Below are 25,740 nucleotides of genomic sequence, written 5' to 3'. Positions count from 1 at the left end.
GTAAGCCCCACCCGAATCACCCGTGACGCAACGCCAAGGTCAGCGCCTCGAAGGCCAGCTGCGGATTGACGTTCGCCGCCAACCGCTCCCTGCAGTCCATGATCGCATCGAGGCGCCGGAGGGTGTCCTCCGGGCGGCCGTCCCCCGCGGCCGACCGCAGTTCGGGGCCGAGCTCGATGTTGACCAGCTCGCTGCCCGCCCCCAGCTGCAGCGTCAGCACGTCCCGGTAGTAGGACGCGAGGTCGAGCAGCGTCCGGTCCAGGGCGTCGCGCAGGATCCGCGTCGCCCGCGACTTCTGCCGGTCCTCCAGCTCCTTGAGGGCGCCCGCCGTCCCGCGCGGCATCCGCCCCTTCTCGCTCTCGCCGAGCGCCTTGCGCAGGGCGGAGGTCTCCGCGTCGTTCAGGTCGGCGGTCTGCGCGTCCCGCTCCGCCTTCGCCGCGCCGACGAGCGTCTCCGCCGCCGCGACCGCGGCGCTCACCCCGGTCAGCCGGCGCGGCACCGCCACCACCTGCTCGCGCACCCGCCGCATCCGCGGGTCCGAGGCGAGCCGGCGCGCCCGGCTGATGTGGCCCTGCGCCGCCCGCGCCACCACCTCGGCGGTCTCGCGCTCGACGCCGTCGCGCTGGACGAGGAAGTCGGCGATCGCCGTGATCGGGGGCGTCTGCAGGGTCACCAGCCGGCAGCGCGACCTGATCGTGACGAGCAGGTCCTCCGGCGACGGCGTGCACAGCAGCCACACCGTCCGCGGCGGCGGCTCCTCGATCGCCTTCAGCAGCGCGTTCGCGGCGCCCTCGGTGGCCCGGTCGGCGTCCTCGAACAGCACGATCTGCCGGCCGCCTCCGCTCGGCGAGGACGAGGCCCGCAGCACCAGCGCGCGGGCGTCCCTGATGCCGAACGACAGCCCCTGCGGGCGGACGACCTCGACGTCCGCGTGCGTCCCCTGGAGCACCTGGTGGCAGGACGCGCAGTGCCCGCACCCGCGCGGCGTCTCCGTGCACTGGAGCGCGGCGGCGAACGCCCGCGCGGCGGTCACGCGCCCGGACCCGGGCGGCCCGGTGAACAGCCACGCGTGCGCGAGCCCGCCCGTCCGCTCCGCCGCCGAGGACAGCTGCGCGATGACGGGCTCCTGCCCCACCAGGTCGTCCCACACGCTCATGGAACAGAGGCTAGCGGGCTCAGAAGTCGGTGATGACAGGGAACGTGCTCGTGGCGTCCTCGGTGCCGAGCGGGACGGGGTCGGGCAGGATCTCCCGGATGCGGTACTGGATCTCCCGGCTGAGCTCGGCCTGCGGCCGGCTCGCGTCCAGGATCAGGTAGCGGTCCGGGTCGGCCTCGGCGAGAGCGTGGAAGCCCTCGCGGACCCGCTCGTGGAACTCCTGCGACTCCGACTCCATCCGGTCGGCGGGGGCCGACAGCCGGCGCAGGCCCGCCTGCGGCGGGATCTCCAGCAGGACGGTCAGGTCGGGGACGAGGCCGCCGGTCGCCCAGGCGTTGACGCGGGCGATGTCCTCCACCGGCAGGCCCCGGCCGAAGCCCTGGTAGGCCAGGGACGAGTCGACGTAGCGGTCGCTGACCACGATCACGCCGCGGTCCACCGCCGGCTTGATCACGTTGGCGACGTGGTCGGCGCGGTCGGCGGCGTACAGCAGGGTCTCGGCCCGGTCTGACAGGCCGGTGGTGTCGCGGTCCAGCAGCATCGCGCGCAGCCGCATCCCGATCTTGGTGGCGCCCGGCTCGTGCGTGGTCACCACGTCGTAGCCGTGGTCGCGCAGCCAGATCGCGGCGAGCCGCGACTGCGTCGTCTTGCCCGCGCCCTCGCCGCCCTCGAACGCGATGAACACGCCCCGGTTGCGGTGGACGGGCTGCGGCGCCGCGGCGGCCGGCTCCGGCGGCGTGTAGATCTCGCCGCGCAGGGCGGCGCGCAGGTCGGGGACGAGCGGGATGCCGCGCCGGTCGTCCAGCCGCCGGAAGGCCAGCAGCCCGCCCAGCAGGGCGACGACGGCCGCGACCAGCAGGGCGACGCCGGTCCCGTGGGCGTCGTAGACGCCGCCGCCGAGGTCGAGCCGGTGGGATCCGACCGCCGCCGCGACCAGCGGGACGACGGCGACCGCGAGCAGCGCGGTGACGAGCGCGACCGACCGCAGGTAGGCCGCCGGCCGGGCGTCCTCCGGCGCCTCGGGGTCGTGCACCGCCGCCTTCGCGGTCGACCACGCGGCCCCGGCGAAGACGCCGAGGAACGCCGTCGCGAACACCACGACGACGAGGTTCTGGACGAGGGCGAGCACGACCAGCGCCAGCGCGGCGGCGATCACCGCGAGGCCGAGGAGGCGGCGGCGGCTGAACGGGACGAGCACGCGCGGCCCGAGGAACAGCCCGAAACCGAGGCCCACCGTGAGCGCGGTCAGGACGGAGCCGTACCCGGCGTCCCCGCCGCCCAGCTCGCCGGCGTGGACGCGGGCCACCGCCACGACCGCGCCCGCCGCGACGGACGCCGCGGCGATCGCGAGGCCGAGCCCGCGCGCGGCGGCCGACCCCGGGCCCTGGAAGATCAGCTTCAGCGGCGACACGGCCGCGACCGGCTCGGTCGCCGGGATCTCGCCGGCCATCGCCGTGACGGCGGCCGAGACGAGGAACAGGCCCGCCGTGACGTAGAGGGCGAGGTCGGCGCGGGAGCCCGCGCCGAGCGTCCCGCTCGCGACGAGCGCGAGGACGGCGAACAGCAGCGCGGCGGCGGGCGCCGGGGCGTACAGGACGCGGGTCGCGGCCCGGCGCGCGGCGGGCCGCCGCTCCTCGTCCGGGACCAGCGCGGGCAGGGACGCGCGCGCCGCCGGAACCCACAGCAGGCCGAGGCACGAGACGAGGAACGCGGCGGCGAACGTCCACGGCAGCGCGTGCACGAGCGGCACCGTCACGACGACCACCAGCCGCAGGGCGTCCGCGATGGTCAGCATCAGCCGGCGGTCGACGCGGGCGGCGAGCAGCCCGGCGACCGGCGGGAGCACCACCGCGGGCAGCAGCATCAGCGCCAGCGTGCCGCCGATCGCCTGCGCCTGCGCGGCGGCGCCGTCGCCGCGCGTCAGCATCGCCGCCATCGCGGTCAGCGCGGGCACGCCGATCCACTGGGCGGCGCCGGACAGCGACAGCGCGATCCGGAGCCGCCGGAACGGCCCGATCGACGAAAGCGACGAAACGCCCGGCGGCGGTGACGCTGCGGGGTGCGGCCGGGGTGCGCCCGTTCTGGTCATGTCGGTCAGGGTATCGGCGTAGATGTCCCTATGAACCGGACTTTGCGGAGGTTCGACGACGCGGTGCCGTCTTCTTCTTCCCGCCGCCCGCGGCGACCTTCTCCCGGCGCTCCGCGAGCAGCTCCGCGGCGCGCTGGATCGTGATCGACTCGACCTCGTCGCCCTTGCGCAGGCTGGCGTTCGTCTCGCCGTCGGTGACGTACGGGCCGAACCGGCCCTCCTTCACCACGACCTGCTCCCCGCTCGCCGGGTCCTTGCCCAGCTCGCGCAGCGGCGCGGCGGCCGCGGCCCGGCGGCCCCGCTGCTTGGGCTGCGCCAGCAGCTCCTTCGCCCGCTCCAGCGTCACCGTGAACAGCTCGTCCTCCGAGCCGAGCGACCGGCTGTCGGAACCCCGCTTGATGTACGGGCCGAAGCGGCCGTTCTGCGCGGTCACCGGCTCGCCGTCCAGCTCGCCCAGCGTGCGCGGCAGCGACAGCAGCTTCAGCGCGTCGTCGAGCGTGATGGTGTCGAGCGACATCGACTTGAACAGCGACGACGTGCGCGGCTTGGGGGTGTCGGCCTTCTTCGTCCGCTTCTTGCCGTCGGCCGGGGGCGCCGGCTCGGGCAGGATCTCGGTGACGTACGGACCGAACCGCCCCGACTTGGCGACGATCGTGTGGCCGGTCTCGGGGTCGGCGCCGAGCTCCCGGTCGCCCGACGGCTGCGCGAACAGCTCCTCGGCCTTCTCGGCGGTCAGCTCGTCCGGCGCGATGTCCTCGGGGATGTTGACGCGCTCGCCGTCCCGGTCGAGGTAGGGCCCGTACCGGCCGACCCGCACCATGATGTCGGTGCCCTTGATCGGGAACGAGCTGATCCCCTTGGCGTCGATGTCGCCGATGTCGCCGACCAGCTCCTTCAGGCCCTCCTCGCCGGTGTCGCCGAAGTAGAACCGGGTCAGCCAGCGGACGCGCTCGGCCTCGCCGCGGGCGATCTCGTCGAGACCGTCCTCCATGTGGGCGGTGAAGTCGTAGTCGACCAGGTTGCCGAAGTGCTGCTCCAGCAGGTTCACCACGGCGAACGCCAGGAACGACGGGACGAGCGCCGTGCCCTTCTTGAACACGTACTCGCGCGCCAGGATCGTCCCGATGATCGAGGCGTAGGTCGACGGCCGCCCGATCTCCCGCTCCTCCAGCTCCTTGACCAGGCTGGCCTCGGTGTAGCGGGCCGGCGGGCGGGTCGAGTGGCCCTCGGCGTCCACCGCGTTCGCCGTCAGCGGGTCGCCCTCGGACAGGTTCGGCAGCCGCCGCTCCTGGTCGTCCCGGTCCGTGGACGGGTCGTCGGCGCTCTCCACGTAGGCCTTGAGGAACCCGTGGAACGTGATCGTCTTGCCGGTCGCGCCGAACTCGGCCCGCTCGTTCCGCGTCGAGACCCCGGTGACCCGGATCGACACCGACTGGCCCACGGCGTCCTTCATCTGGGACGCGATCGTGCGCTTCCAGATCAGCTCGTACAGGCGGAACTGGTCGCCGGACAGGCCCGTCTCCGCGGGCGTGCGGAACGTGTCGCCCGCGGGGCGGATCGCCTCGTGCGCCTCCTGCGCGTTCTTCACCTTGGACGTGTAGACGCGCGGCTTGTCCGGGACGTACTCGCCGCCGAACAGCGACGCCGCCTGCCGCCGCGCCGCGGTGATCGCCGTCTCCGACAGCGTGATCGAGTCGGTACGCATGTAGGTGATGAAGCCGTTCTCGTACAGCTTCTGCGCGACCGACATCGTGTACTTCGCGGAGTAGTTCAGCTTGCGACTGGCCTCCTGCTGGAGGGTCGTCGTGCGGAACGGGGGGTACGGGCGGCGCGTGTACGGCTTGGGCTCGACCGACTTGACCTCGTACGGGCGGCCGCGGAGCCGCTCCGCGAGGGCCGTCGCCGCGGCCTCGTCCAGGTGCAGCGCGTCCCGCGTCTTCAGGGCGCCGTCCGAACCGAAGTCGCGGCCCTGCGCGACGCGCCTGCCGTCGACCGAGACGAGCCCGGCCTTGAAGGCCGTCGGCTCCTCGTCGCCGCCGGTGTCGAACTGGGCCGCGATGTCCCAGTAGTGCGCGGGGACGAACGCGATCCGCTCCCGCTCACGCTCGACGACCAGCCGCGTCGCCACCGACTGCACGCGGCCCGCCGACAGCTTCGGCATGACCTTCTTCCACAGGACGGGGCTGACCTCGTACCCGTAGAGGCGGTCCAGGATGCGGCGCGTCTCCTGCGCGTCCACCAGCCGCATGTTCAGCTGGCGCGGGTTCGCGGCGGCGCGCTGGATCGCGTCCTTGGTGATCTCGTTGAAGACCATCCGGTGCACGGGGACCTTCGGCTTCAGGACGTCCTGGAGGTGCCAGGCGATCGCCTCGCCCTCCCGGTCCTCGTCCGTCGCGAGGAAGAGCTCGTCGGCCTCGGCCAGCAGCTTCTTGAGCTTCTGGACCTGCTGGCGCTTGTCGGAGTTGACCACGTACAGCGGCTCGAACTCGTGCTCGACGTTCACGCCGAGCTTCGCCCACGGCTCGCCCTTGTACTTGGCCGGCACCTCCGAGGCGCTTCCGGGCAGGTCCCGGATATGGCCGATACTGGACTCCACGATGTAGCCGCGGCCCAGGTAACCGGCGATCGTCTTCGCCTTCGCGGGCGACTCGACGATCACCAGGCGCGTCCCCGCGCCGTTGCCCCGGCCACTGTTCGCGGTGCCGTTCTTGGCTGGCACAGTCGCTCCAACTCGCTGTCTCGGGTCCTCTGACTCAGGCTCTTCCTACCGGCTTCGTACAACGTCGCATGGCGGCTGGTTTGTGCCCGCGCCTTCCCGCCGCCGCCTCGCGATCATCGTGCCGCCCCCGCGGAGGGGCGGGATTCTCACCGCCGCACGCCCCCGACAGGATGACATGCCGCCGCGCGACGCGCGGACCGGGAGGCCACGGTACGGTGCCGCACGGCCGGTAGACCAAGTAATAATGGTCGCAATGGCGGAGTACACCTACCTCGTCCTGTCACTGCCGCGCGGTACCACCCGTGACGCCGCCCGGCAGATCATGACCGAGCACGCGGAGCACGGCGGCTGGGAACTCGATCGCTTGCGCCTGTACCCGGACGGCCGCCGTCGTATTCAACTGCGCCGCAAGATCATTCGCGCGGTCCGTACGTTCTGACCGTTCCCAGCGGCCTGTCCGGAGCGTAGCACTGCGTACGGATTCCCTGACGTGACGTTACTGTGTCCGCGGCACGCGCGGCCAGCCCGCCCGCAGACACGGCCCCGCCTCCCGCGGACACGGCTTCGCCCGCCCCGGTCCGCGCCTCCGGGACGGGCGAAGGTCCTCCGCATGCCGGCCCTCAGGCCGGCTTACCTGCGGTCTGGTGGATCTAGCGGCGGCCCACCCGGATCCGCCGGCCCAGCGCCAGGGCCCCGGCCGCGGCGGTGAGCACCCCGGCGACCGCCGCCAGCAGCGTCGCGCCCGACCTGGTCCCCGGCGTGATCGTCCGCGTGGACGCGACCGGGCTCATCGGGCCGATCCGGTCCGGCGCGTCCGCGAGGTCGACGGTCGCCGCACCCCGCACGTCGACCGGGAGGACCGGCTTGGCGGGCAGCGAGATCGCGGCCGGCGCCCCCTCGTCCGGCCGGACGCGCTGGGCGCCGGCGCTCACCGGCGCGCCCTTCCCGGCCAGGCCCTGGGCCTGGGGAAGCACCCGCGTCGCGGGGAGCACCTGCGACACACCGTCCACGCTCGGCAGGACGCCCACCTTCGGCAGACCGGGCACCGGCGGCCGGCCCGCGCCTCGGCCGTTCACCTTGGGCGGCACCCCGCCGGCCGGCAGGGCCCGGGTGTCCAGGAGCGAGACGGCCGCCGGGGCGCCCTCGCCGCCGAGCGGGCCCTCGGTGCGCCGGTTCCGGCCCGCGGGCCCGCCCTGCGCTGGCAGGCCGTCGACCAGTCCGGACCCGCCGTCCAGGGCGGGAACGCCGTCGAGGCCGCCGACCGCGGGCGGGTCGATCTTCGAGCCGGGACGGGGGGCGGTGCCGGCCGTCCGGGAGTAGGGCTCGTACCCGCCGTTGCCGGGCTCCTCGCACACGGCGACGGCCCCGCCGACCACGGCGGCGGCGTTGCCGCACACCTCCGCCGGGACCTGGACCGGCGCGTTCGCCTGGTTCCCGGAGCCGGTGCCCTGGTCGCCGGACGTCTTGGCGCCGGACCCGTGCGAGCCCTTGACGAGCGCCTGGCCGTTGCACGCCGCCGCCGCACCGCCGACGACGGCCGCCGCGTTGCCGCAGACCTCGACGGGAATGGAGATCGGGGCGTTGCCCTGGTTCCCGGAAAGGATCCCGCGCACCCCGGAGGTCTTCTGGTCGCCCCCGGAGGCGCTGCGCACGTGCGCGCCGCCCTCGCAGAGCGCGCCGGCCCCTCCGACGATCGCCGCCGCGTTGCCGCAGGCCGTCACCGGGATGCTGATCGGGGCGTTGCCCTGGTTTCCGGAGAGGATCCCCCGCTCCCCGGAGGTGGTCTGCCGCCCCGTCCGGTGGCCGCCGTTGCGGACGGAGGCGCCGCCCTCGCACGCCGCCACCGCGTTGCCGACCGCGTTGCCGCAGACGTCCACCGGCACGCTGATCGGAACGTCGGCCTGGTTGCCGCTGCCGACGCCGCGCACGCCGGACGTCTGCTGCCTCGATCCGGTGTTCCCGCCGCTCTTGACCTTCGAGCCCCACTCGCAGCCCGCGAGCGCCCCGCCGACGACGGCGACGCCGTTGCCGCACGCGTTGACCGGCGCCGAGACCGGGGCCTTCACCTGGTTGCCCGCGAGGACGCCGTCCGTCCCGTCCGTGGTCTGGCCGCCCTTGCCGCTGCCCTTGACCTTGGCGCCGCCCTCGCAGCCCGCCTGCGAGCCGCCGACGACCGCGACCGCGTTGCCGCAGGCGTTCACCGGCAGGGAGATGGGGGCGTTGACCTGGTTCCCGGACGCGACGCCGCGCTTGCCGGACGTCTTCTGGCCGCCGCCGCGGCCCTGGTCGACCTTGGCGCCGCCGCGGGACGCCGCCCGGCTGCCGCCGACGACGGCGACGCCGTTGCCGCTCACGTCGACGGGCGCGGAGATCGGCGCGTTCACCTGGTTGCCGCTGAGGACGCCGCCCCTGCCGGTCGTGACGTCGGCGAAGGCGTTGACGGGGATGGCGCTCACGCCGAGGGCGACGAAGCCCGCGGTCAGCATGGTGCCCTTTGCCCACGTTCGCATGATGCTCCTAGGGGAGAGTTGGTGAAGAAGAGACACGTGTGTGTCGGGGGGGAAGGCCGCGCATGAGGGCACGGCGGAAGACCGGATCGGCGCGCCCGAGCCGCACGGGCACGCGTCCGGAGACGGTGGTCGGGAACTAGTCGGGCGCGAAGGAGGGCTCGTCCGCGGCGGTGCGGACGGCCGGCGGGACCGCGCCGAAGACATGGCGCGGCGATGCCCGGTGAGGTGCGGGGACCCGTGTCCCGGCCGCCGGGAACCCGGCGGCGGCGCCGCCCGCGACGAGGCCGCCGGTCGCGGAGTGCGTGCCCGGCTTCTCGGGCGCCGGCATCGGCGCGGGGTGGTCCCGGACGATGGCATGGCGTGCCGCATGGCCGCCGCTCGACCGCGTCCGGGAAAGGCGGGAGACGGCGGGCGCCGCCCGGCGGTGCGTCTCGGGCGCGGCGGCGACCTCGGTCACGACCGGCCCGGACTCGTGCTCGACCACCGGCTCGCCCCGAACCTCGGGCCGGGGCGGCGGAACCTCAAGCACGACCTTCTCTTCACGCGGTTCCGGGGCCACCACGGGAACGACCTCGACCGGGGCGGCGACGCCGGGCGCCTCCCGCACCGGCCCGCGCTCGCGAACGGTCCGCACCGCGTCTCCCAGCAGGGGCGTCTTCTCGACGACCCCCGTCACGGGCGCGGGCGGCGCCTCCTCCGCGTGCGCGGACTGCGCCGCGCACCCGAGGAGCCAGCCGGCGATCAGCAGACCGCCGAGGACCAGCAGGCGCCGCGCGGAACGCCCGACGGCGGCGCGGCGCAGCAGGACGGAGACCGCCCCGACCCGCGCCGCGCCACCTGCCACCGGACATCCTCCGCAGTAACCGATCCGTCCTCAACGGACAGTGACGATAGCACCACGGAAAGCTCTGGTGATGGCAAATTCAGGAGCGATCAAGGAATTTGTCGAGAACCCTGACGCCGAACTTCAGACCGTCCACGGGAACGCGCTCGTCGACCCCATGAAACATTCCGGAAAAGTCCAACTCTGGGGGCAATTTCAGCGGCGCAAAACCGAAGCACCGCATGCCCAGTGTGGAGAACGCCTTGGCGTCCGTCCCGCCGCTCAGGCAGTACGGCACCGGCAGCGCGCCCGCGTCCTCCGAGGTCAGCGCCGCCTCCATCGCCGCGACGAGCGCGCCCTCGTAGTCCGTCTCGACCGCGCGGTCATGATGGATGAAATCGCGCTTTACGTCCGGCCCGAGAAGTTCGTCCACCACCGCGAAGAATTCCGTCTCGTGCCCGGGAAGGAAACGTCCATCCACCTGGGCGGTGGCCGTCTGCGGAATCACATTCGCCTTGTAACCGGCGTCCAGCCGCGTCGGATTGAGCGTGTTGCGCAGCGTCGCCCCGATCATTCGCGCGAGCGGCCCGATCTGTTCAAGGCACTTTTCGGGATTTTCCGGATCGAACTCGACGCCGTACGCCATGCAGGCCCGCTCCAGGAACGCCCGCACCGACTTCGTCAGCCGCACCGGGAACTCGTGCGCCCCCAGCCGCGCGACCGCCGCCGCCACCGCCGTGACCGCGTTGTCCGGATGCACCATCGACCCGTGCCCGGCCGTCCCCTGGGCGGTCAGGTTCATCCACGCGATGCCCTTCTCCGCCGTCTCGATGAGGTACATCCGCCGGTCCCCGGGCACCGTCAGGCTGAACCCGCCGACCTCCCCCACGGCCTCGGTGCACCCCTCGAACAGCTCGGGGTGCTCCCGCACCAGCCAGTGGGCGCCCCACTTCCCCCCGGCCTCCTCGTCGGCCAGGAAGGCGAGCACCACGTCCCGCGGCGGCTTGCGCCCCTCCCGCATCCGCTGCCGCGCCACCGCGAGGATCATCGCGTCCATGTCCTTCATGTCCACGGCCCCGCGCCCCCAGACGCACCCGTCGGCGATCTCCCCGCCGAACGGGTCGCGCGTCCAGTCCTCCCTGCGCGCCGGCACCACGTCGAGGTGCCCGTGCAGGAGCAGCGCGTCCCGCGACGGATCCTCACCCTCGATCCGCGCGACCAGGCTGGCCCGCCCCGGATGCGACTCGAAGATCCGGGTCTCCAGCCCGACCTCCTCCAGCTTCTCCGCGACGTACTCCGCCGCGCCCCGTTCCCCCGGCCCCGAATGATCGCCAGGGTTGCTGGTGTCGATCCGGATCAGCTCCTGGCAGAGCCGGACGACCTCGTCCTCGGCGGTCGGCTGCCGCACCACAATGATCACCTCGCGTCGCTCGCGTACCGTCCCATGGTGCCCCGACGATCGACTTCGCCGCGACTCTCCACCTTTGGTATGGTGAACTCCGCTGCCGCAGCCCCGCTGCGGCCTGCGACCTGTCCGGGTGGCGGAATAGGCAGACGCGCTAGCTTGAGGTGCTAGTGCCCTTTACGGGGCATGGGGGTTCAAGTCCCCCCTCGGACACGTACTGACCGCACATGTGGAGGCTCCGGAATCACTCGGGCCTCCACTTCGTGTTTCTGGGGATAGTAGGTCATCGTCAGGCCCAACTGCTGGTAGAGGTCGGCTTTGTCTTCAGGTTCGGCGTTGATGGCCAGCTGAGCCAGGTCCCCGGTTCGCTGGAGCAGGTCGGCGATCTCGTCCCGGGAGATGCCCGAGCTGCGTGGGGCGGTCTTCACCTCGCGTTCCAGGCGGGCACGTTCCTGCTTGACGTCGTTGATCCAGCCGGTGACCTCCGTCGGGTCGGCTCCGGCGTCCAGCGCAGCCCGGTACTGGATGAGCTTGCGATCACATCGCGTTAGTTGCTTGCGCAGGTCGGCTGCTCTCTGTGCGTCGGGGTCGGTCATCTGGGCGGCCATCATGTCGATGACCGACGCGATACGGTCCGGTGTGAACGCGGTCGCCAGCCACCCGTCGACCTCGCCGAGGATCTCCGCTTCGCGCAGGTAGACGACCTTGGGATGGTCGATCTCGTTCACCATGGCGTATTCGGCGGGGAAGCGGCACCGGTAGTAGGCCTGCTGGTTGTTCCAGTTCCCCTGCATCTTGCGTGTGCAGTAGCCGCAGTGCAGGCATCCCCGGAAGACGTAAGGGCGTGAGGTCGGGTTGCCCTTCTTGGAGTAGGAGCCGCGCGCTCGTGATTGCCGGAGTTGCTGGGCTCGTTCGAAGTCCTCGGTGCTGATGAGTGCGTCGTGGACCTTGTACTCCGACCAGATCCAGTCGGCGCGGTCGTTCCATCGCATCTTGGTGGTGTGGCCGAGGGCGACGTCATCAACGTCGATGAGGACTTCGTCCTTGCGTTGCTTGTTCCAGATCTCCCGGCCGGTGTACCGGGGGTTGTTGACGATCGTCCGGACGGCCGACTTGGACCAGGCGAGTTGGTTGCGGTGCGGGTTGCGAGCCGGGTCGCTGGCTGAGGGGCATGGGATGCCCTGCCGGGTCAGTTCCTCGGCGATGTCCAACAGCCCGCGTCCTTGTTGCTTGATGTACTGCGCGAAGATCCACTTCACGACCAGCGCGTGGACCGGGTGCGCCTCCAGCCGCTTCAAGCGCTTGCCGTCGGCGGCCTTGGCCGGGTTCGGGTGCGGACCGGCGTCCACCAGCTGGTAGCCGTAGGGCGGACGGCCACCGAGATAGCGGCCTTCGGTGACCGTCATCGCGGCCATCGCGGACCGTACGCGGATCTTGATGCGGTTCCGCTCGCCCTTGGACAGGCCACCGAAGACGCCCATGATCATGTCGTGGGCTTCATTGGCCGGGTCGATAGGGCCGCCGACCTCGGGCACCCAGAGTGGGACCTTGAAGTGCTCGAAGATCGGAAACGTCAGGGAGTACTGGTTGCCGTAGAAGGCACGGTGCGGCTCTCCGATCACCACCGCGTCGAAGTTCCGCCGAAGGTCCTTGAGCTCCTCGAGCAGCAGCGAGGCATGCGGACGCCGCGACCACGGGATCGAGCGGGACTTGTCGACGTCGAAGAACTCGGCGACGATCACGCCGTCCTTTGGCTCGATGAGTCCGCGGGCTCGGCGAAGCTGCCAGGCGCGCGACGCCTCGGGGTCCTGGTTGTCCTCGGTCGACACCCGCCCGTAGAAGGCGAATCGGAGACGCGGCGGTGCGGAGGTCCGGCTGTCGTCGTCGCGCCCGGACTGCGTCTGCAGATCGGTGGACCTTCCGGTCACGACGCTTCCTCCTCGGCGATGGAGCACCGGGCGGCCCCGTACGGCCCCGGTCCCAGGCTGGTTCGGCTATAGATCGCGAGTCTGGTCATTTCGTGTCTGGCTCCTTGTCCTGGTTCTTGAAGGGTTCTCGGCTGCTGTGAGCAGGATCCGCAGCAGCACCTTGGCCGCGCCGGGGGTGAGCTGTGGTGGCTCGTCCGGCGCGACCAGGCGCAACCTCCTGCCGGTCTCGGTCACCGTCGTCCTGCTGGCGAACCGCCGCCCGTTCGCTGCCTGCATCCTGGGATGTGGCTGCCCTCGTGGGGATCCCAGCGGTCCCGGTATCGACGCCTGCCTCGGCCGTGAAGGTCAAGCCTGTTCCCAGGGCGAATGTGGGGCATTGTGACGGGTGGGGCGATGAACTGGGGCCGACCTGTAGGGACGGTCAGGTGCCATGTATTGCCACACTGGTAGGCGCGCAGCCGGATGCCGGGTGCGGCGATTCGGGCGGCGCGCCGGGCCGTTCGGCGGGTGGGGTAGCAGGCCCGTCCGCACCGTCCGCACAGGCCGTGCTGAAGAATTGCCAGCATCTCCAGAACCCGGTTACGTCCCGTCGGGTTACCCTGCCGGTTCTTCATCATCGGCTCGCCTCCGGCAGGTCGGTGGCGGCTTGGAAGAGCAGGAGATCTTCATGCGCGGTGGCGCAGGCGGGTAGCCCGCGATCACGGGCGCGGCGGGTCTCCAGCATCTGGAAGAACGAGGCCCGGTTGACCAGTCGGCCATCACGCAATCCCGCCAAGAGGGCAACGTGACGGCCGGTCAGAACCAAGCCGGACCGGTCGGCGGTCTCGATGACCTGGCCTGGCAGGTCAACCAGTTGGCCCCTGACGCGGATAGGGCGGACGGTCACGGCGATCACACCGCCGGGGCGCAGCAGGGTCCCGCCGCTGGACAGGATCTGCCCGAACCCGGTGAGGAGGCCTGGTAGCGGCTGGTGGGCGAGGTTGCCGCGGTCGGTGGAGTAGCGATGGTGGCGTTTGAGGATCTTTCCGCCGCCGTTGTCGCGGCCGGAGCGGATGTGCCCGTGTGTGTGTGATCCGTAGGGCGGTGAGGTGAGCACCAGCGCCGCCTTGCCGTGCAGCGCCCGGTAGATGGTGGCGATGTTGCGGGCATCCCCACAGGCCAGCTGCGGAGTCCCTGTGGCGCCTTGGGAGTGGGCGAGCCCCAGATTGTCCAGGGTGAGGTGGACGAAGTTGGGTTCGTACTCCACGCCGGCGGCGTCGCGGCCGAGGTGGATGGCCTCGACCAGGGTGGTACCTATCCCGCACATCGGGTCGACCACCAGGTCACCGGGCCGGGTGAACGCCTCGATGATGGTGGAGGCGATGGCGGGCAGCATCTTGCCGGGGTGGCGCATCGACTCGGGCGTGTACCGGCCGTGGCGCTGCAGCCGGGACGGGCGCTGTCCAGTCGCCAACACCGACGGCAACGCCTGGACGCGGGAAAGGTCTTCGTGGTTCATCGGGTCCTCCCGCTGTACGGGCCGTCGGGACCAGGTGAACTCGCGGGCTGTTGAGGTTTGCTGAACAGGGACACCGCGGCGTGGACGCCGACCGTAGGTGGAAGGGCGCTGGAACTGGTGTCGCGGAGTTGCGCGAGGTCGGTGGGACCCGCCTGGACGACCAGTGCGTCGCCTTCGATCGGGACGCGCAGCGCGATGACGTGCTGGGCGTAGCGAAATCCCAGGCTCTGGGCGTGGCTGATGATGCGCGGGGCCGGGTCGATGAGGCGTCCGGCCTGGTGGCGGGCCGTCGTGATCATTGCCAGGACACCGCCGGGAGCCAACACCCGCCACGCCGCTGCCATGAACAGCCCGAGTTGCTCGCTGGAGAGCATCCACAAGTCCGCCCGGCACGCCGGGCAGCGCGGCTCACCGACCCGCCGGGGACGATGGCCACCGGTCTCGTAGGGCGGCGGGGCACCGATGACCAGGGAGACCCGTCCAAGGTGGTCCGCCAGACCCTTGGCCAGCTGGTCGGGCCGGACGGGGCGCATCTGCACTCGCGTCAACTGTCGCTGATCGAGGGCGGCGCGGAGTCGGTTGCCGATGTACTGGGCGAGCGGGAAGTGCGGGACCAGCGCGATGGCGCGGCGGTCGAGTTCGGCGGCCGTGATCAGGGTGGCTTCGCTGGTGGTGAAGCCATCGGCGACCAGTGCCCCTTCGCTGGTGCAGGTACTGATCAGGTGCTGGGCCAGTTCCCGCCCGATGGACTGGCGGTGCTGAACGCAGATCGCGGTACCGGACATCTCTCGGTTCGAGCGGGCGCTCGGTCGAGACGGCAGGTCCTCGCTGCGAGGGTCTGAGCACAGCCAGACGGTCAGCGGGACCATGCGCCGCTCGTCGGCGGGCCGGTTGTTGCTGGTGGGCGGGTGGTTCGGGTTGGACGGTGTGTGGTTCATGCGCTGGGTGACCCGAGACGGCCACCCGATCCCCGTGCACCGATAAAGCACCGCCGAGGGGCCCGGTTTTCGTGATCTGCCAAGTCATGATCCGGTCAAGAGCGGCGGACCGGCTCCTGACCGGGCGCTTATATCCCTGCGGACGCTGAGGCCCCGAAAAGCCAGGCGGCTTGGGGCTCGCTGAGGCTCTCAGGCGAGCAGATCGTCCTCTGGGCGGACCAAGTTTTGATCAAGGATTCCGGTGGGCTGTGAATTCGGGTCTGTTCGGCGGTGCTTCATGGGTGCCAGTCGAGATCACCGGTGAACGGTGCGGCCCTCGGGTGGACGGCCAGATACCCGGTCCCCGCCGCAGTCATCCGTCCCACAGTCGCGTCGAGGAGGACGCCCGCAGCCCGAGGCCGCGTCGTTTCCCGCTGATCGCACGGCTGGCAGCCGACTCCGTCAAACGACGTTCTGGAGACGCTGCCATGCGCACTCGCAGGTACTCGCACCGAACCATCTATCGACTCATTCCGGAATGGTCCGCCCGAAACCGCGGTAAGAGCAGCCGGACCATCAGGCAGCCTGAAACCACCTCGTCCGAGCGCTCCGCAAGCGACCAAGTGCCGCTCCGCCAGCGGCCGTCGCGGCGGCGGCTGGCGGCTGCGTCGCTGGTGTGGACGGCCGGGTGCGTGGTGACCGCGCTAGTGGTGCCCGGTGTCGCCGAGGCCGGCACCGGCCTGGCGGCGGCTGCCTCGCTGGACGAGGTGATCACCAACCTGCGGAATGTGATCGTGGGGTTGCTGGTGGGGTTGGCGACGTTGTTCGCCACGATCGGCGGGGTCCGCTACATGCTGGCCGGCGGCGACCCTGGCGAGGTCGAGGCGGCCAAGAAGACCCTGCGGTATGCCGCGGTCGGGTACTCGGTCGCGGTCTTGGCGCCGTTGCTGGTCAAGATCCTCCAGGGCATCGTCGGCGCGCCGTGACCAGCGCGACGAGCCCGTCCGCTTGGCCACCTAGGGCCGTGGCGTCTGCCATCGCGGTAGCGCTGCTGGTCATGGTGACGGCGGGTGTGGTGCTGTGTGTGACGGCCAGGCCGGTCTGGGGTGCGGCCGATCCCGCGCCCCAGACGACAAGCGCGTCAGCCGAGACGTCCGCCCGGAGGCTGGCAACACCTGCGCCCGGCACTACGCCGCCCTCGTCCTCACCTCAACCAGTCGTGCCGTCTGAGTCTCGGCCCCCGTCTCATCCTGCGGGAGCGACTCCTTCACCGGCCCCGGCGTCTCCGGGTGAGCAGAACCCTCGTGGTGGTGAGGGGGCGGGGTGCGGGTTCATGGACGTGGGCTGCATGGCCAAGCAGGCGGTGAACGGTTGGTTCGCCGATTTGGTGACCAGCGCGGCCAAGCCGGTCTGCGACCTGCTGGCGCAGACCGTGTTGGGCACTCCGCCTCTGGACTCGCCCGACATGGCGCGTGCCAAGGACCTGTGGGGTGTCTCGCAGACCATCGCCAACACGTGCTATGTGCTGATCATCACCGCGGGCGGTGTGCTGCTGATGGCCGGGCATTCACTTCCCGGCAGTGAACTGACGCCCGGGCAGTTGGTGGCGCGGCTGGTGGGTGCGTTTCTGGCGTCCAACCTCAGCCTCATCTTGATCGGGTACGTGATCACCTTTGCCAACGGCTTGTCCGCCGCGTTCCTGCGCGCGGGGGCCGAGGCGGTCGACCCTGGCCGGGTCGCCAAGGCGATCTCCGCCTATCTCGTCGCGAGCCTGGTCCCCAATCAGCCGTTCACGATCTTCATCGGGCTGGGCGTGGTGGTGCTGGCGGTGTGCGTGGCGTTCATCTACATCGTCCGGATCGCGCTCACCATGGTGCTGATCGCCGCCGCGCCCGTGGCGTTGATGTTCCACGCCCTGCCGGTCACCGATGGGCTGGCCCGGTTGTGGTGGCGCAGCATCACCGGTGTTCTGGCGATCGGGGTCTGCCAGTCCCTGGTACTGGCGACGGCGTTTCGGCTGCTGTTCTCCGACGTCAAGCACCCCGGTAGCGACTCGGGCGGTCACTTCCCCGGAATCGTCTCGGGGACCGGGGTCGACCTGCTGCTGGCGCTGTGCCTGCTATGGATCATGGTCCGCGTCCCCTCCTGGGTCGCCCGGACCATCTGGCGCGCCGCCCAGCCCAGCGCTCTGACCGGGATGGTCAAAAGTCTCATTCTCTACCGCGGTCTGGGCGCCCTGATGCGCCGCCGCGTCCCCACCCCCAAATTCTGGAACCCAACTCCGCCACCTCCGCCAGCGCCTCCGCCACCACCTCGGCAGCACTTTCGTCCGCTACCGACACCGTCCGGCCCACCACGCCGGGCCCTGCCACCGGCGGACACTTCGCACGCGCTGCTGGAGTCGCCCGGCCCGCCTGCTCCGCCGCTCGCGCTGCCCGGCGGAGCGATCCCGATGCCGCCTGGAGCTATCCCGATGCCGCCAGGCCAGCCACCTGAACCCGACCGCGACAGGCAAGGAGGCAGCCACCCGATGCAGCTCGCACTGCCGATCCCGGCCGCCCCCGGCCCCGCCGGCACGAACGCGGCGCGTCGGCCGACGCAGCTGGCGTTGCCGATCCCGGTGACCCGTCCACCACGGCCGCCCTCACCCAGCAGCGCTGCGGCGCCGGATGGGCGGCCGCAGGTGCGGTCGCGGCAGCTGATGCTGCCCGGCATGCCCAGACGGCCCGTCCCACGACGACAGCTGACCTTGTGGATCGACCCGCCCAAGAACCAGGCCAGGAGACGCCGATGAGCACCCGCCACCACCACGCCGTGACGCCGATGAGCGTGAAGATCCCCGCCGACGTCGACCAGCCCGACAAGATCCTCTACGGCCTTACCGCCCGGCAACTGGCCATCCTGGGCGGCACCGCCGCCAGCTGTTTGTGGATCTTCCTCACCTTTGGGCCGCTGGTGCCGCTTCCGGTCCTGGTCGCGGTGCTGGTGCCGGTCGTGGTCGCCGGAGTCGTCCTGGCGGTCGCCCGCCACGACGGTATGGACCTCGACCGGTACAGCATCGCCGCCCTGGGGCATCTGCGCGCGTCCAAAGAGCAGGTGACCGCCGCAGGGCCGGTGCAGCCGCCGCCAGCCTGGTGCCGGATGCGCGGACGCCTCCCCGAACCGTTGCGGCTGCCGGTCCGTGCCGTCCGCCAGGACGGAGTCCTGGAGTTGGCCGGGGGCGGTGTGGCCGTCATCGTCCGCGCCGGCACTCTCACCTTCGGGTTGCGCACCCCGGGTGAACAGGCCGGGCTGGTGGCTGTATTCGGCCGCTGGCTCAACTCCCTCGATGCCCCTGTCCAACTCCTCGTCCAAGCCCGCCCGGTCGACCTGACCGGTCTGGCCGACCACATCACTCAGCACGCGCCCGCGCTGCCCGATCCGGCATTGGAGCAGGCCGCGCGTGAGCACGCCGCATTCCTCACCGACCTGGGCGCTGCCCACGACCTGCTCATCCGGCAGATCCTCATCGTCATCACCGACCACACCCGCTCCGCAGGCCCGGCTCCCGCTCTGCCCTGGCGGAAGGACACCCGTCACCGAGTGGGCCGTGACGCGGGCGCGGCGGTCGCTCTACGGCGCGCTGGCGAAGCCGTACAAGCCCTGTGCGCGCTCGCTATACCGGCCGAGGTTCTGGACGCCGCGAGCGCCACCGCCGTCATCGCCGGATCTCTATCCCCAGGCGAGCCCCATCTTGTGGACAACGCGGCCCCCGAGGACGTCATCACTCACCGGCAGGAGGATTGATGCGGCCTTCATTTGGTGCGCTGTCACGCGTCCTCACCTTCACCGCCCAGTCTCAGACGCCGGGCGATCCTCTCGCCGAAGACGGCCCTGGAGGCGGCCTGGGCGACTGGGGCTTCGGACCGTCAGCCCTGCGGGTCAACGCCCGGTCGCTGGAACTGCCTGGCGGGGTGTGCGCGTCGTTCGCCGTAACTGGGTACCCGAGGGAGGTCGGCGCGGGCTGGCTGGAGCCGCTGATCACCTACCCCGGGCGCCTCGACGTCTCCCTGCACATCGACCCGATCCCGCCGCTGATCGCCGCGCAGCGGCTCCGTCGGCAGCTCGCCCGCCTGGAGTCGGCGTCACGCGCCAACGCCCAGCAAGGCAGGTTGGCCGACTTCGCCGCCGAGGCCGCAGCCGACGACGCCGCCGAACTCGCCGCCTCCCTCGCCCGCGGTCACGGCCGTCTCTTCCGGGTCGGGTTGTACCTCACCGTGCACGCCCCGGACGCGGGTGTGCTGGAGGACGAGGTGCAGCGGGTGCGGGCGCTGGCCGCCTCGCTGCTGCTGGACGCCCAGCCCACCACCTTCCGCGCCCTGCAAGGCTGGACCACCACCCTCCCGCTCGCGCACGACAGCGTGCGGGCGCGGCGGGTGTTCGACACCGCCGCGCTCGCCGCCGCGTTCCCCTTCACCTCGCCAGACCTGCAGCCGGTGCTGGGTGACACGCCGGTGCTGTACGGGCTGAACGCCTACTCAGCGGGGGTGGTGGTGTGGGACCGGTTCGCCCAGGACAACTACAACTCCGTCACCCTCGCCCGCTCGGGCGCCGGCAAGTCCTACTTCACCAAACTCGAAACCCTGCGGCTGCTGTACCAGGACGTCCATGTCGCCGTCATCGACCCTGAAGACGAGTACCGGCGGCTGTGCGACCACGTCGCCGGCACCCGCATCGCGCTCGGGGCGCCCGGTGTCTGCTTCAACCCCTTCGACCTCCCAGAGGGGCAGGGCGAGGACACCCTCATCCGCCGCGCGTTGTTCTTGCAGACACTGATCGCGGCGATGCTCACCAAGCCGCTCACACCTGGGGCGCGGGCAGTGCTGGACCGGGCGGTGCTGGCCGCCTACCGTGCGCGCGGTATCGGCTCCGACCCCCGCACCTGGGCGCGGCCCGCCCCCGTTCTGGCCGACCTCACCGCCCAGCTCGACGCGGTCGCCGGGTCGGAGGCGCCAGAGTCGGGCACGGCGGCTGGCCTGTCGGCGCGGCTGGCGCCGTACGTGACCGGCTCCCACCGTGGCCTGTTTGCCGGGCCGACAACGACCCGCCCGGCCGGGCACTTGGTGGTGTTCTCGCTCCGGGACCTGCCCGACGAAGTCCGCCCAGTCGGGATGCTCCTGGCCCTGGACGCGATCTGGCGCACCGTCGCCAATCCCGACGAGCGGCGCCGCCGGCTGGTCGTGGTCGACGAGGCCTGGACTCTTATGCGCGAGGACGAGGGCGCCCGATTCCTGTACCGGCTGGCCAAGTCCGCCCGCAAGCACTGGGCCGGCCTCGCCGTCGTCACCCAGGACGCCGGGGACCTGCTGTCCACTGATCTGGGACGGGCGGTGATCGCCAACTCCGCCACCCAGATCCTGCTCCGCCAAGCACCCCAGGCCATCGACCAGATCACCGAAGCCTTCGACCTTACCGACGGCGAGAAGACCTTCCTGCTCGCGGCCGACCGCGGCCAAGGCCTGCTGTGTGGAACCGGCGCCGGTTCGGACCGAGCCGCGTTCACCTCCATCGCCAGCGGCCACGAGCACCAGCTCGTCACCACCGATCCTGCCGAACTCGCCACCCGCGCTGAGCGGGACTACGCCACCGCAGCCACGGACACGGAGGCCGACCAACGATGACCCGAACGACTCTCATCCAGGACGCCGCCAAAGGCACTGGCCTGTCCGGGCTCCTGTCCGACCTCGGCCACGTCCCGGACCATCTCATCGACCTGGCCACCGATTACGGCCCCATCACCGAGCTGGGTGTTCTCGGTGCTGCCGCGACCTGGGCGAGTGTCCGGTGGGTGCTGTGGGACTGGCGCAACAGCCGACTCGCCCCGGGCGCCCGGTTGATCGAGGTGGCCGTGCCACCGAAGGTGGAGCCGGCCAGCGCCACCGCCTGGTGGGCACGCCTCATCGGCCTCACCCACCCGCGCTGGAAGCGGCTGGTCTTCGGCCAGCCGCACCTCGCCTTTGAGTACCGCGCCGACCACAAGGGCGTCCGCTTCCACATCTGGGTCCCCGGCACCATCCCGCCCGGAATAGTCGAGAAGACCGTCCGGGCGTCCTGGCCCGGCGCCACCCTCACCACCCACCCCGCCGCACCACCACTCCCTCTCGACCCAGAGCACCGAGCGGCGGGCGGATGGCTGGTACTGGCTAGGCCGGAGCACTTTCCGCTCGCCAGCGACCACGACGCCGACCCCCTGCGGGGGCTCCTGGGTACCGCCTCCGGGCTGGCCGAAGGCGAACACCTTGCCGTGCAGATTCTGGCCCGCCCCGCCACCGGCCACCGCCTCGGCAAGGCCCACCGAGCCGCATCAGCGCTGCGCGGAGGCCGCTCCACCGCACCCCAGAGTCTCCTGTTCGACTTGCTCACCCCCCGCATGTCCGGGCACCACAACCCCAGCGAACTCACCCGCCAGCACCCCGAACGCGCCGAACAAGTCCGCGCCGTCCTCGGCAAAGCCGCCCAGCCGCGCTTCGAGGTCCAGATCCGCTACGGCGTCGCCACCCGCCACCCCGACCAAGCCGGTGCCGGGTGGCTGCGCGCACACGCCCACGAAGTAGCATCCACATTCGCGCTGTTCACCTCGGGCCACCAGCACCTACGCCGCCGACGCCTCCATCGTCCCGCCGTCCAGCTGGCCGAACGCCGCCTTCAACGCGGCTACCTGCTGTCGGTGCCGGAACTGGCGGCGCTGGCGCACCTGCCCTACGACCTGGCCGCGCCCGGCGTCACCCGCGCCGGCGCCCGCCCCATCGCGCCCTCCCCGACCGTCCCCATCTCCGGGCCCGGTGTCCGTGTGCTCGGAGACTCCGAAGCAGGGGCGCCGCGCCCGGTCGGGCTGACGGTCGCCGGCGCCCGCCAGCACCTGCACGTGCTCGGGCAGACCGGCGTCGGCAAGTCCACCTTCCTGGCCAATCTCATCCTGTCTGACGCACGAGCGGGGCGCGGCGCCCTGGTCATCGACCCAAAAGGCGACCTGGTCGCCGACGTCCTCGCCCGACTCCCCGAGCGGGCCGTCGGCACAACCGCGGTGTTCGATCCCGGCGACCGTGGCCGCCCTCCCTGCCTGAACGTGCTGGCCGGAGGCGACCCGGCGTTCGCCGCCGAGTCGATCGTCACCACCTTCCGCCGCTGCTTCTCCTCTTCCTGGGGGCCGCGCCTGGACGACCTGCTGCGCTCGGCCTGCCTGACCCTCACCCGCGTCAACGGCACCCGCGCCACCCTGGCCGATGTCCCGCGCCTGCTGACCGATACCCCCTATCGCACCCGCATCACTGCACGCCTCGATGACGAACTGCTGCGCGGGTTCTGGGCCTCCTACGACGAGCTGACTCCGGCGGCGCGAGCGTCGGTGATCGGGCCGGTGATGAACAAACTCCGCGCGGTGCTGCTGCGGCCGTTCGTCCGCAACACCTTGTCCGGCGGTGCCTCCACCCTCGACATCGCCAGCATGCTCGGCACCGGTGGTCTCATCTTGGCGCGGCTGCCCAAAGGCGTACTGGGCGAGGACGCCGTCCGGCTGCTCGGGTCGCTGCTGCTGGCGCACACCTGGCAGGCCATCACCCCGCGCGCCACCCAGACCGAGGGCGAGAGGCGGGATGCCGCGGCCTACATCGACGAGGCGCACAACTTCCTCAACCTGCCCGGATCGATCTCCGACATCCTCGCCGAGGCCCGCGCCTACAGGTTCAGCCTCACCCTGGCCCACCAGCACCTGTCCCAGCTCCCCAAAGATCTGCGCGACGCCGTCTCGGCCGACGCCCGCAACAAGATCTACTTCGCCGCCTCACCCGAAGACGCCACCGACCTGGCCCGCCACACCGCACCCCTGCTCGCCCCGCACGACCTGTCCCACCTCGGGGCGTACCAGGCCGCCGCCCGCCTGATGGACGGCAACAGCCCCACCCCGGCCTTCACCTTCCGCACCCGGCCCCTGCCCGACCCGATGCCCGGCCGCGCCACCGCCGTCCGCCGCGCCTCACGCGAACGGTTCTCCGCCGTACGCGGAAAGCGCCTCATCCCCGCCGTCGGCCTCCGTCACCTCGACACCGCCCCCGCCACAACCGCCGAGCCGGCCGACTCAGCGGGGGACGCCTCACACGTCCAGCCGGAGGAGTCGTGACACGCCAGACCAAGACCTCGACCCGGCTGCGCGGCACGCAGGTCCGGCCGCCCAGGATGACCGCCGAACTCGTGGCCGAGGTGGCCTACAGGCTCACAGCACGGGACCGGGAACTGCTCGCCCTGGTCTGGGAACACCGCGTTCTCACCACCGGCCAGCTCACCGCGCTGTTCTTTCCCAGTCCCGAGCGTGCCCGCCAACGCCTCAACCACCTGCACCGCCTGCACACCCTGCTGCGGTTCCGGCCCTGGACCCCGGTCGGATCCCGGCCCTGGCACTGGGTGCTGGGACCCGCCGGGGCGCACGTCCTGGCCATCCAGCACGGCCACACCATGGCCGAGTTCGGGTATCGGCAGGACAGCGCGTCCGGCATCGCCGTCTCACCCCGCCTGGCCCACCAGACGGGCGTCAACGACTTCTTCGTCAACCTCCACGACTCTGCGCGCCGCCGCGGCGATGGCACCGCCCTGGTGCAGTGGTGGTCGGAGCAGCGCTGCGCGGCCCTGTGGGGTGACCTGGCCAGACCGGACGGGTTCGGGCGCTGGACCCAGTCCGGCCCCGGCGGGGCGACGCGGACGCTGGACTTCTTCCTCGAACACGACACCGGCACCGAAACCCTCGCCCGGGTCGCCGGGAAACTCGGCGGGTACGCCGACCTCGCCGAAGCCACCGGCACTACCACCCCCGTTCTGATCTGGCTGCCCAGCCCCAGACGCGAAGCCAACCTCCGCGCCCTGCTCGGTAGCCCCGAGGTTCCGGTCGCGACCGCCGTCCACACCTCTACCGCTTCATCCGACGGCCCTGCAGGACGGGTATGGCAGCCCGCCGGAACCACAGGCCGCAGGTATCGGCTCATCGACCTGGCCACCTTCTGGGGCACTACGCCACGGCAAGAGTCGGAGACCCGCTGATGCCCCTCCTGGTCGGGGCTACCGCTGCGCTGCTCGGCCTGGCCGCCGTGCTCGTCGCCGTGCTCGGCGCCCTCCTCCCCGGCCTCGGGACCGGGACTGGGGCCGGCGCATGCCAGCCCGCTCCCGGCGGGTCCGTCAGCGACATCCCACCCGCCTATCTGAGCCTCTACCTCAAGGCCGGCAGGGAGTACGGGATCGGGTGGCACGTCTTGGCGGCCGTCGGGAAGGTCGAGTCCGATCACGGGCGCGGCGCCGGCCCCGGCATCGCCTCAGGCCGCAACCATGCCGGAGCCGCCGGGCCCATGCAGTTCATGCCCGGCACGTGGGCCGCGTTCGGCGTCGACGGCAATCGCGACGGCCGCAGGAACGTCTACGATCCGGCCGACGCGATCCCCGCCGCCGCCCGCTACCTCAAACACGGCGGCGCACCCGAACGCGTCCGGGCCGCGCTGTTCCAGTACAACCACTCGCGCTCCTACGTGGAACAAGTCCTCAAACGAGCCCGCACCTATGCCCGAGGTGGGACTGGCCAGCCCGAGGCGACGATGGGGGCAGGGTGCGGCAACGGCAATGGCTTCTCGGCGGTGCCTTCCGGCCAAGCCGCCGCCAAGGCGATTGCGTTCGCCCGCGCGCAACTCGGCAAGCCGTATGTGTGGGGCGCTACCGGACCGCGCGCCTTCGACTGTTCCGGCTTGACCTACGCCGCCTACCGTGCCGCCGGGATCAGCATCCCGCGCGTGTCCGGCGCGCAATGGCGGCACGGCCCCCGCATCCCCATCGGACGCGAGCAGCCGGGAGATCTGGTGTTCTTCAACTCCGGGCCCGGCACCTCGACCAATAACCCCGGCCACGTCGGCCTGGTCATCGGCGGCGGAAAGATGATCGCCGCTCCGCACACCGGCACCGTGGTGCAGGTCCAGTCCTACCGCCGCTCCACCTTGCTCGGTTTCACCCGACCGACCGCGCACCGGCGAGCAAAGGCACCGGGGAGAGGAGCCGGCCGGTGACCGATCGACTGATCAAGGCGACCACGGCGCTGGCGGTGGTGGCGGTAGCCGTCGTCGCCGCGCTCATCTCCTACGCGCACATGCTCGACCTGGTCCGCTCCCACGGCGAGCCCGGTGCGACGGCGAGACTGGTCCCCTTCACCGTGGACGGGCTCATCTGGGCGGCATCCATGGTGATCCTGGACGCCACCCGCCGCGACCGGCCCGTACCGGCGCTGGCCGGGTGGAGCCTGGCTGCGGGGATCTGCGCCACGGTGGGCGCCAACGTGGCGCACGGCGCCGCACACGGGCCCATCGGCGCGCTGGTCAGCGCCTGGCCCGCCCTGGCACTGGTCGGCTCGTTCGAGCTGCTGATGACCCTCACCCGCCATGCACCCTCGCCTCCAGCATCCGCGAAAGGCGTACGCACCGGAATGGAACTGGCCGAGTCGATCTGCACCGAAGTGGAGCAGACGCCGGAGCAGGCCATGTTGGCCGAGTACCGCGCCAGCTTGCACGGGCCCGGCCGACCGGTCTCCCAGCGCTTTCTGGCCGAGAAGTACGGCATCGACCGCCGCAAGGTCAAGCAGATCATCACCGGCGTCCAGGGTCCCGCCCCGTCCTGACGTGGTGCCTGGACGGG

Annotated in this window: 18 protein-coding genes and 1 tRNA gene; 10 read left to right on the top strand and 9 right to left on the bottom strand. The window is 71.6% G+C overall.

Going from position 1 to position 25,740, the window contains the following annotated elements:
* Nucleotides 1-16: 16 nt before the first annotated feature.
* The 3 genes from ACQEU6_RS32440 to topA are packed head-to-tail and all read right to left on the bottom strand — an operon-like array spanning nucleotide 17 to nucleotide 5,964.
* A complete protein-coding gene (locus ACQEU6_RS32440) occupies nucleotides 17-1,156 on the bottom strand; it encodes a DNA polymerase III subunit delta' (RefSeq protein WP_499336939.1) in 1,140 nt (379 codons plus the stop codon).
* Between the two features lie 19 nt (nucleotides 1,157-1,175).
* A complete protein-coding gene (gene tmk / locus ACQEU6_RS32435; protein ID WP_499336938.1) occupies nucleotides 1,176-3,245 on the bottom strand; it encodes a dTMP kinase in 2,070 nt (689 codons plus the stop codon).
* Between the two features lie 28 nt (nucleotides 3,246-3,273).
* Nucleotides 3,274-5,964, bottom strand: coding sequence for a type I DNA topoisomerase (gene topA / locus ACQEU6_RS32430; protein ID WP_499336936.1), 2,691 nt, complete (start codon nucleotides 5,962-5,964; stop codon nucleotides 3,274-3,276).
* 253 nt (nucleotides 5,965-6,217) lie between these two features.
* Here topA and ACQEU6_RS32425 point away from each other — a divergent pair, with 253 nt between their 5' ends.
* Entirely contained in the window at nucleotides 6,218-6,403 is a 186-nt protein-coding gene (locus tag ACQEU6_RS32425; protein ID WP_499336934.1) for a DUF5703 family protein, read from the top strand.
* A gap of 211 nt (nucleotides 6,404-6,614) precedes the next feature.
* On the opposite strand, the gene ACQEU6_RS32420 is transcribed toward ACQEU6_RS32425, so the two are convergent.
* The 3 genes from ACQEU6_RS32420 to ACQEU6_RS32410 form a co-directional block, all read right to left on the bottom strand.
* The gene (locus ACQEU6_RS32420; RefSeq protein ID WP_499336932.1) at nucleotides 6,615-8,474 is read right to left on the bottom strand and encodes a chaplin family protein; all 1,860 of its coding nucleotides are present in this window, start codon (nucleotides 8,472-8,474) and stop codon (nucleotides 6,615-6,617) included.
* Nucleotides 8,475-8,610: 136 nt separating this feature from the next.
* On the bottom strand, nucleotides 8,611-9,318 hold the full coding sequence (locus ACQEU6_RS32415; RefSeq protein WP_499336931.1) for a hypothetical protein: 708 nt from the start codon (nucleotides 9,316-9,318) through the stop codon (nucleotides 8,611-8,613).
* A gap of 79 nt (nucleotides 9,319-9,397) precedes the next feature.
* Entirely contained in the window at nucleotides 9,398-10,708 is a 1,311-nt protein-coding gene (locus tag ACQEU6_RS32410) for a M20/M25/M40 family metallo-hydrolase (protein WP_499340410.1), read from the bottom strand.
* A gap of 121 nt (nucleotides 10,709-10,829) precedes the next feature.
* On the opposite strand from ACQEU6_RS32410, the gene ACQEU6_RS32405 reads away from it, so the two are divergent.
* Nucleotides 10,830-10,915 (top strand) — tRNA-Leu (locus tag ACQEU6_RS32405).
* On the opposite strand, the gene ACQEU6_RS32400 is transcribed toward ACQEU6_RS32405, so the two are convergent.
* The 3 genes from ACQEU6_RS32400 to ACQEU6_RS32390 form a co-directional block, all read right to left on the bottom strand.
* Nucleotides 10,897-12,630 carry a recombinase family protein gene (locus ACQEU6_RS32400; protein WP_499336929.1) on the bottom strand — a complete coding sequence of 578 codons (1,734 nt, stop codon included), beginning with the start codon at nucleotides 12,628-12,630 and terminating at the stop codon, nucleotides 10,897-10,899. The two genes, ACQEU6_RS32405 and ACQEU6_RS32400, sit on opposite strands and share 19 nt — an antisense overlap.
* A 613-nt stretch (nucleotides 12,631-13,243) precedes the next feature.
* The gene (locus ACQEU6_RS32395; RefSeq protein ID WP_499336927.1) at nucleotides 13,244-14,128 is read right to left on the bottom strand and encodes a TRM11 family SAM-dependent methyltransferase; all 885 of its coding nucleotides are present in this window, start codon (nucleotides 14,126-14,128) and stop codon (nucleotides 13,244-13,246) included.
* The gene (locus tag ACQEU6_RS32390; RefSeq protein ID WP_499336925.1) at nucleotides 14,125-15,066 is read right to left on the bottom strand and encodes a DNA methyltransferase; all 942 of its coding nucleotides are present in this window, start codon (nucleotides 15,064-15,066) and stop codon (nucleotides 14,125-14,127) included. Before ACQEU6_RS32390 ends, ACQEU6_RS32395 begins: the two co-directional genes overlap by 4 nt.
* A 674-nt stretch (nucleotides 15,067-15,740) precedes the next feature.
* Between ACQEU6_RS32390 and ACQEU6_RS32385 the strand changes: the two genes are divergently transcribed.
* The 8 genes from ACQEU6_RS32385 (at nucleotide 15,741) to ACQEU6_RS32350 (ending at nucleotide 25,723) form a co-directional block, all read left to right on the top strand.
* Nucleotides 15,741-16,031 (top strand): pilin, encoded by a 291-nt coding sequence (locus ACQEU6_RS32385; protein ID WP_499336924.1) that lies wholly within the window; start codon nucleotides 15,741-15,743, stop codon nucleotides 16,029-16,031.
* A 362-nt stretch (nucleotides 16,032-16,393) separates the two neighbouring features.
* Entirely contained in the window at nucleotides 16,394-17,839 is a 1,446-nt protein-coding gene (locus tag ACQEU6_RS32380; RefSeq protein WP_499336922.1) for a TrbL/VirB6 family protein, read from the top strand.
* Nucleotides 17,836-18,831 (top strand): PrgI family protein, encoded by a 996-nt coding sequence (locus ACQEU6_RS32375; RefSeq protein WP_499336920.1) that lies wholly within the window; start codon nucleotides 17,836-17,838, stop codon nucleotides 18,829-18,831. Before ACQEU6_RS32380 ends, ACQEU6_RS32375 begins: the two co-directional genes overlap by 4 nt.
* Entirely contained in the window at nucleotides 18,831-20,705 is a 1,875-nt protein-coding gene (locus tag ACQEU6_RS32370; protein WP_499336918.1) for a VirB4 family type IV secretion system protein, read from the top strand. Before ACQEU6_RS32375 ends, ACQEU6_RS32370 begins: the two co-directional genes overlap by 1 nt.
* A complete protein-coding gene (locus ACQEU6_RS32365; protein WP_499336916.1) occupies nucleotides 20,702-23,200 on the top strand; it encodes a DUF8128 domain-containing protein in 2,499 nt (832 codons plus the stop codon). The genes ACQEU6_RS32370 and ACQEU6_RS32365 overlap by 4 nt, the downstream gene beginning before the upstream one ends.
* Nucleotides 23,197-24,111 carry a replication-relaxation family protein gene (locus ACQEU6_RS32360; protein ID WP_499336914.1) on the top strand — a complete coding sequence of 305 codons (915 nt, stop codon included), beginning with the start codon at nucleotides 23,197-23,199 and terminating at the stop codon, nucleotides 24,109-24,111. The genes ACQEU6_RS32365 and ACQEU6_RS32360 overlap by 4 nt, the downstream gene beginning before the upstream one ends.
* Nucleotides 24,111-25,118, top strand: a complete 1,008-nt coding sequence (locus tag ACQEU6_RS32355) for a C40 family peptidase (protein WP_499336912.1) — start codon at nucleotides 24,111-24,113, stop codon at nucleotides 25,116-25,118. The genes ACQEU6_RS32360 and ACQEU6_RS32355 overlap by 1 nt, the downstream gene beginning before the upstream one ends.
* Entirely contained in the window at nucleotides 25,115-25,723 is a 609-nt protein-coding gene (locus ACQEU6_RS32350) for a DUF2637 domain-containing protein (protein WP_499336910.1), read from the top strand. The genes ACQEU6_RS32355 and ACQEU6_RS32350 overlap by 4 nt, the downstream gene beginning before the upstream one ends.
* Nucleotides 25,724-25,740: the final 17 nt, after the last annotated feature.

It is taken from the genome of Spirillospora sp. CA-108201 (assembly GCF_050936235.1).
Lineage (GTDB): Bacteria > Actinomycetota > Actinomycetes > Streptosporangiales > Streptosporangiaceae > Spirillospora.
This window is presented reverse-complemented; position numbering and strand designations above follow the sequence as displayed.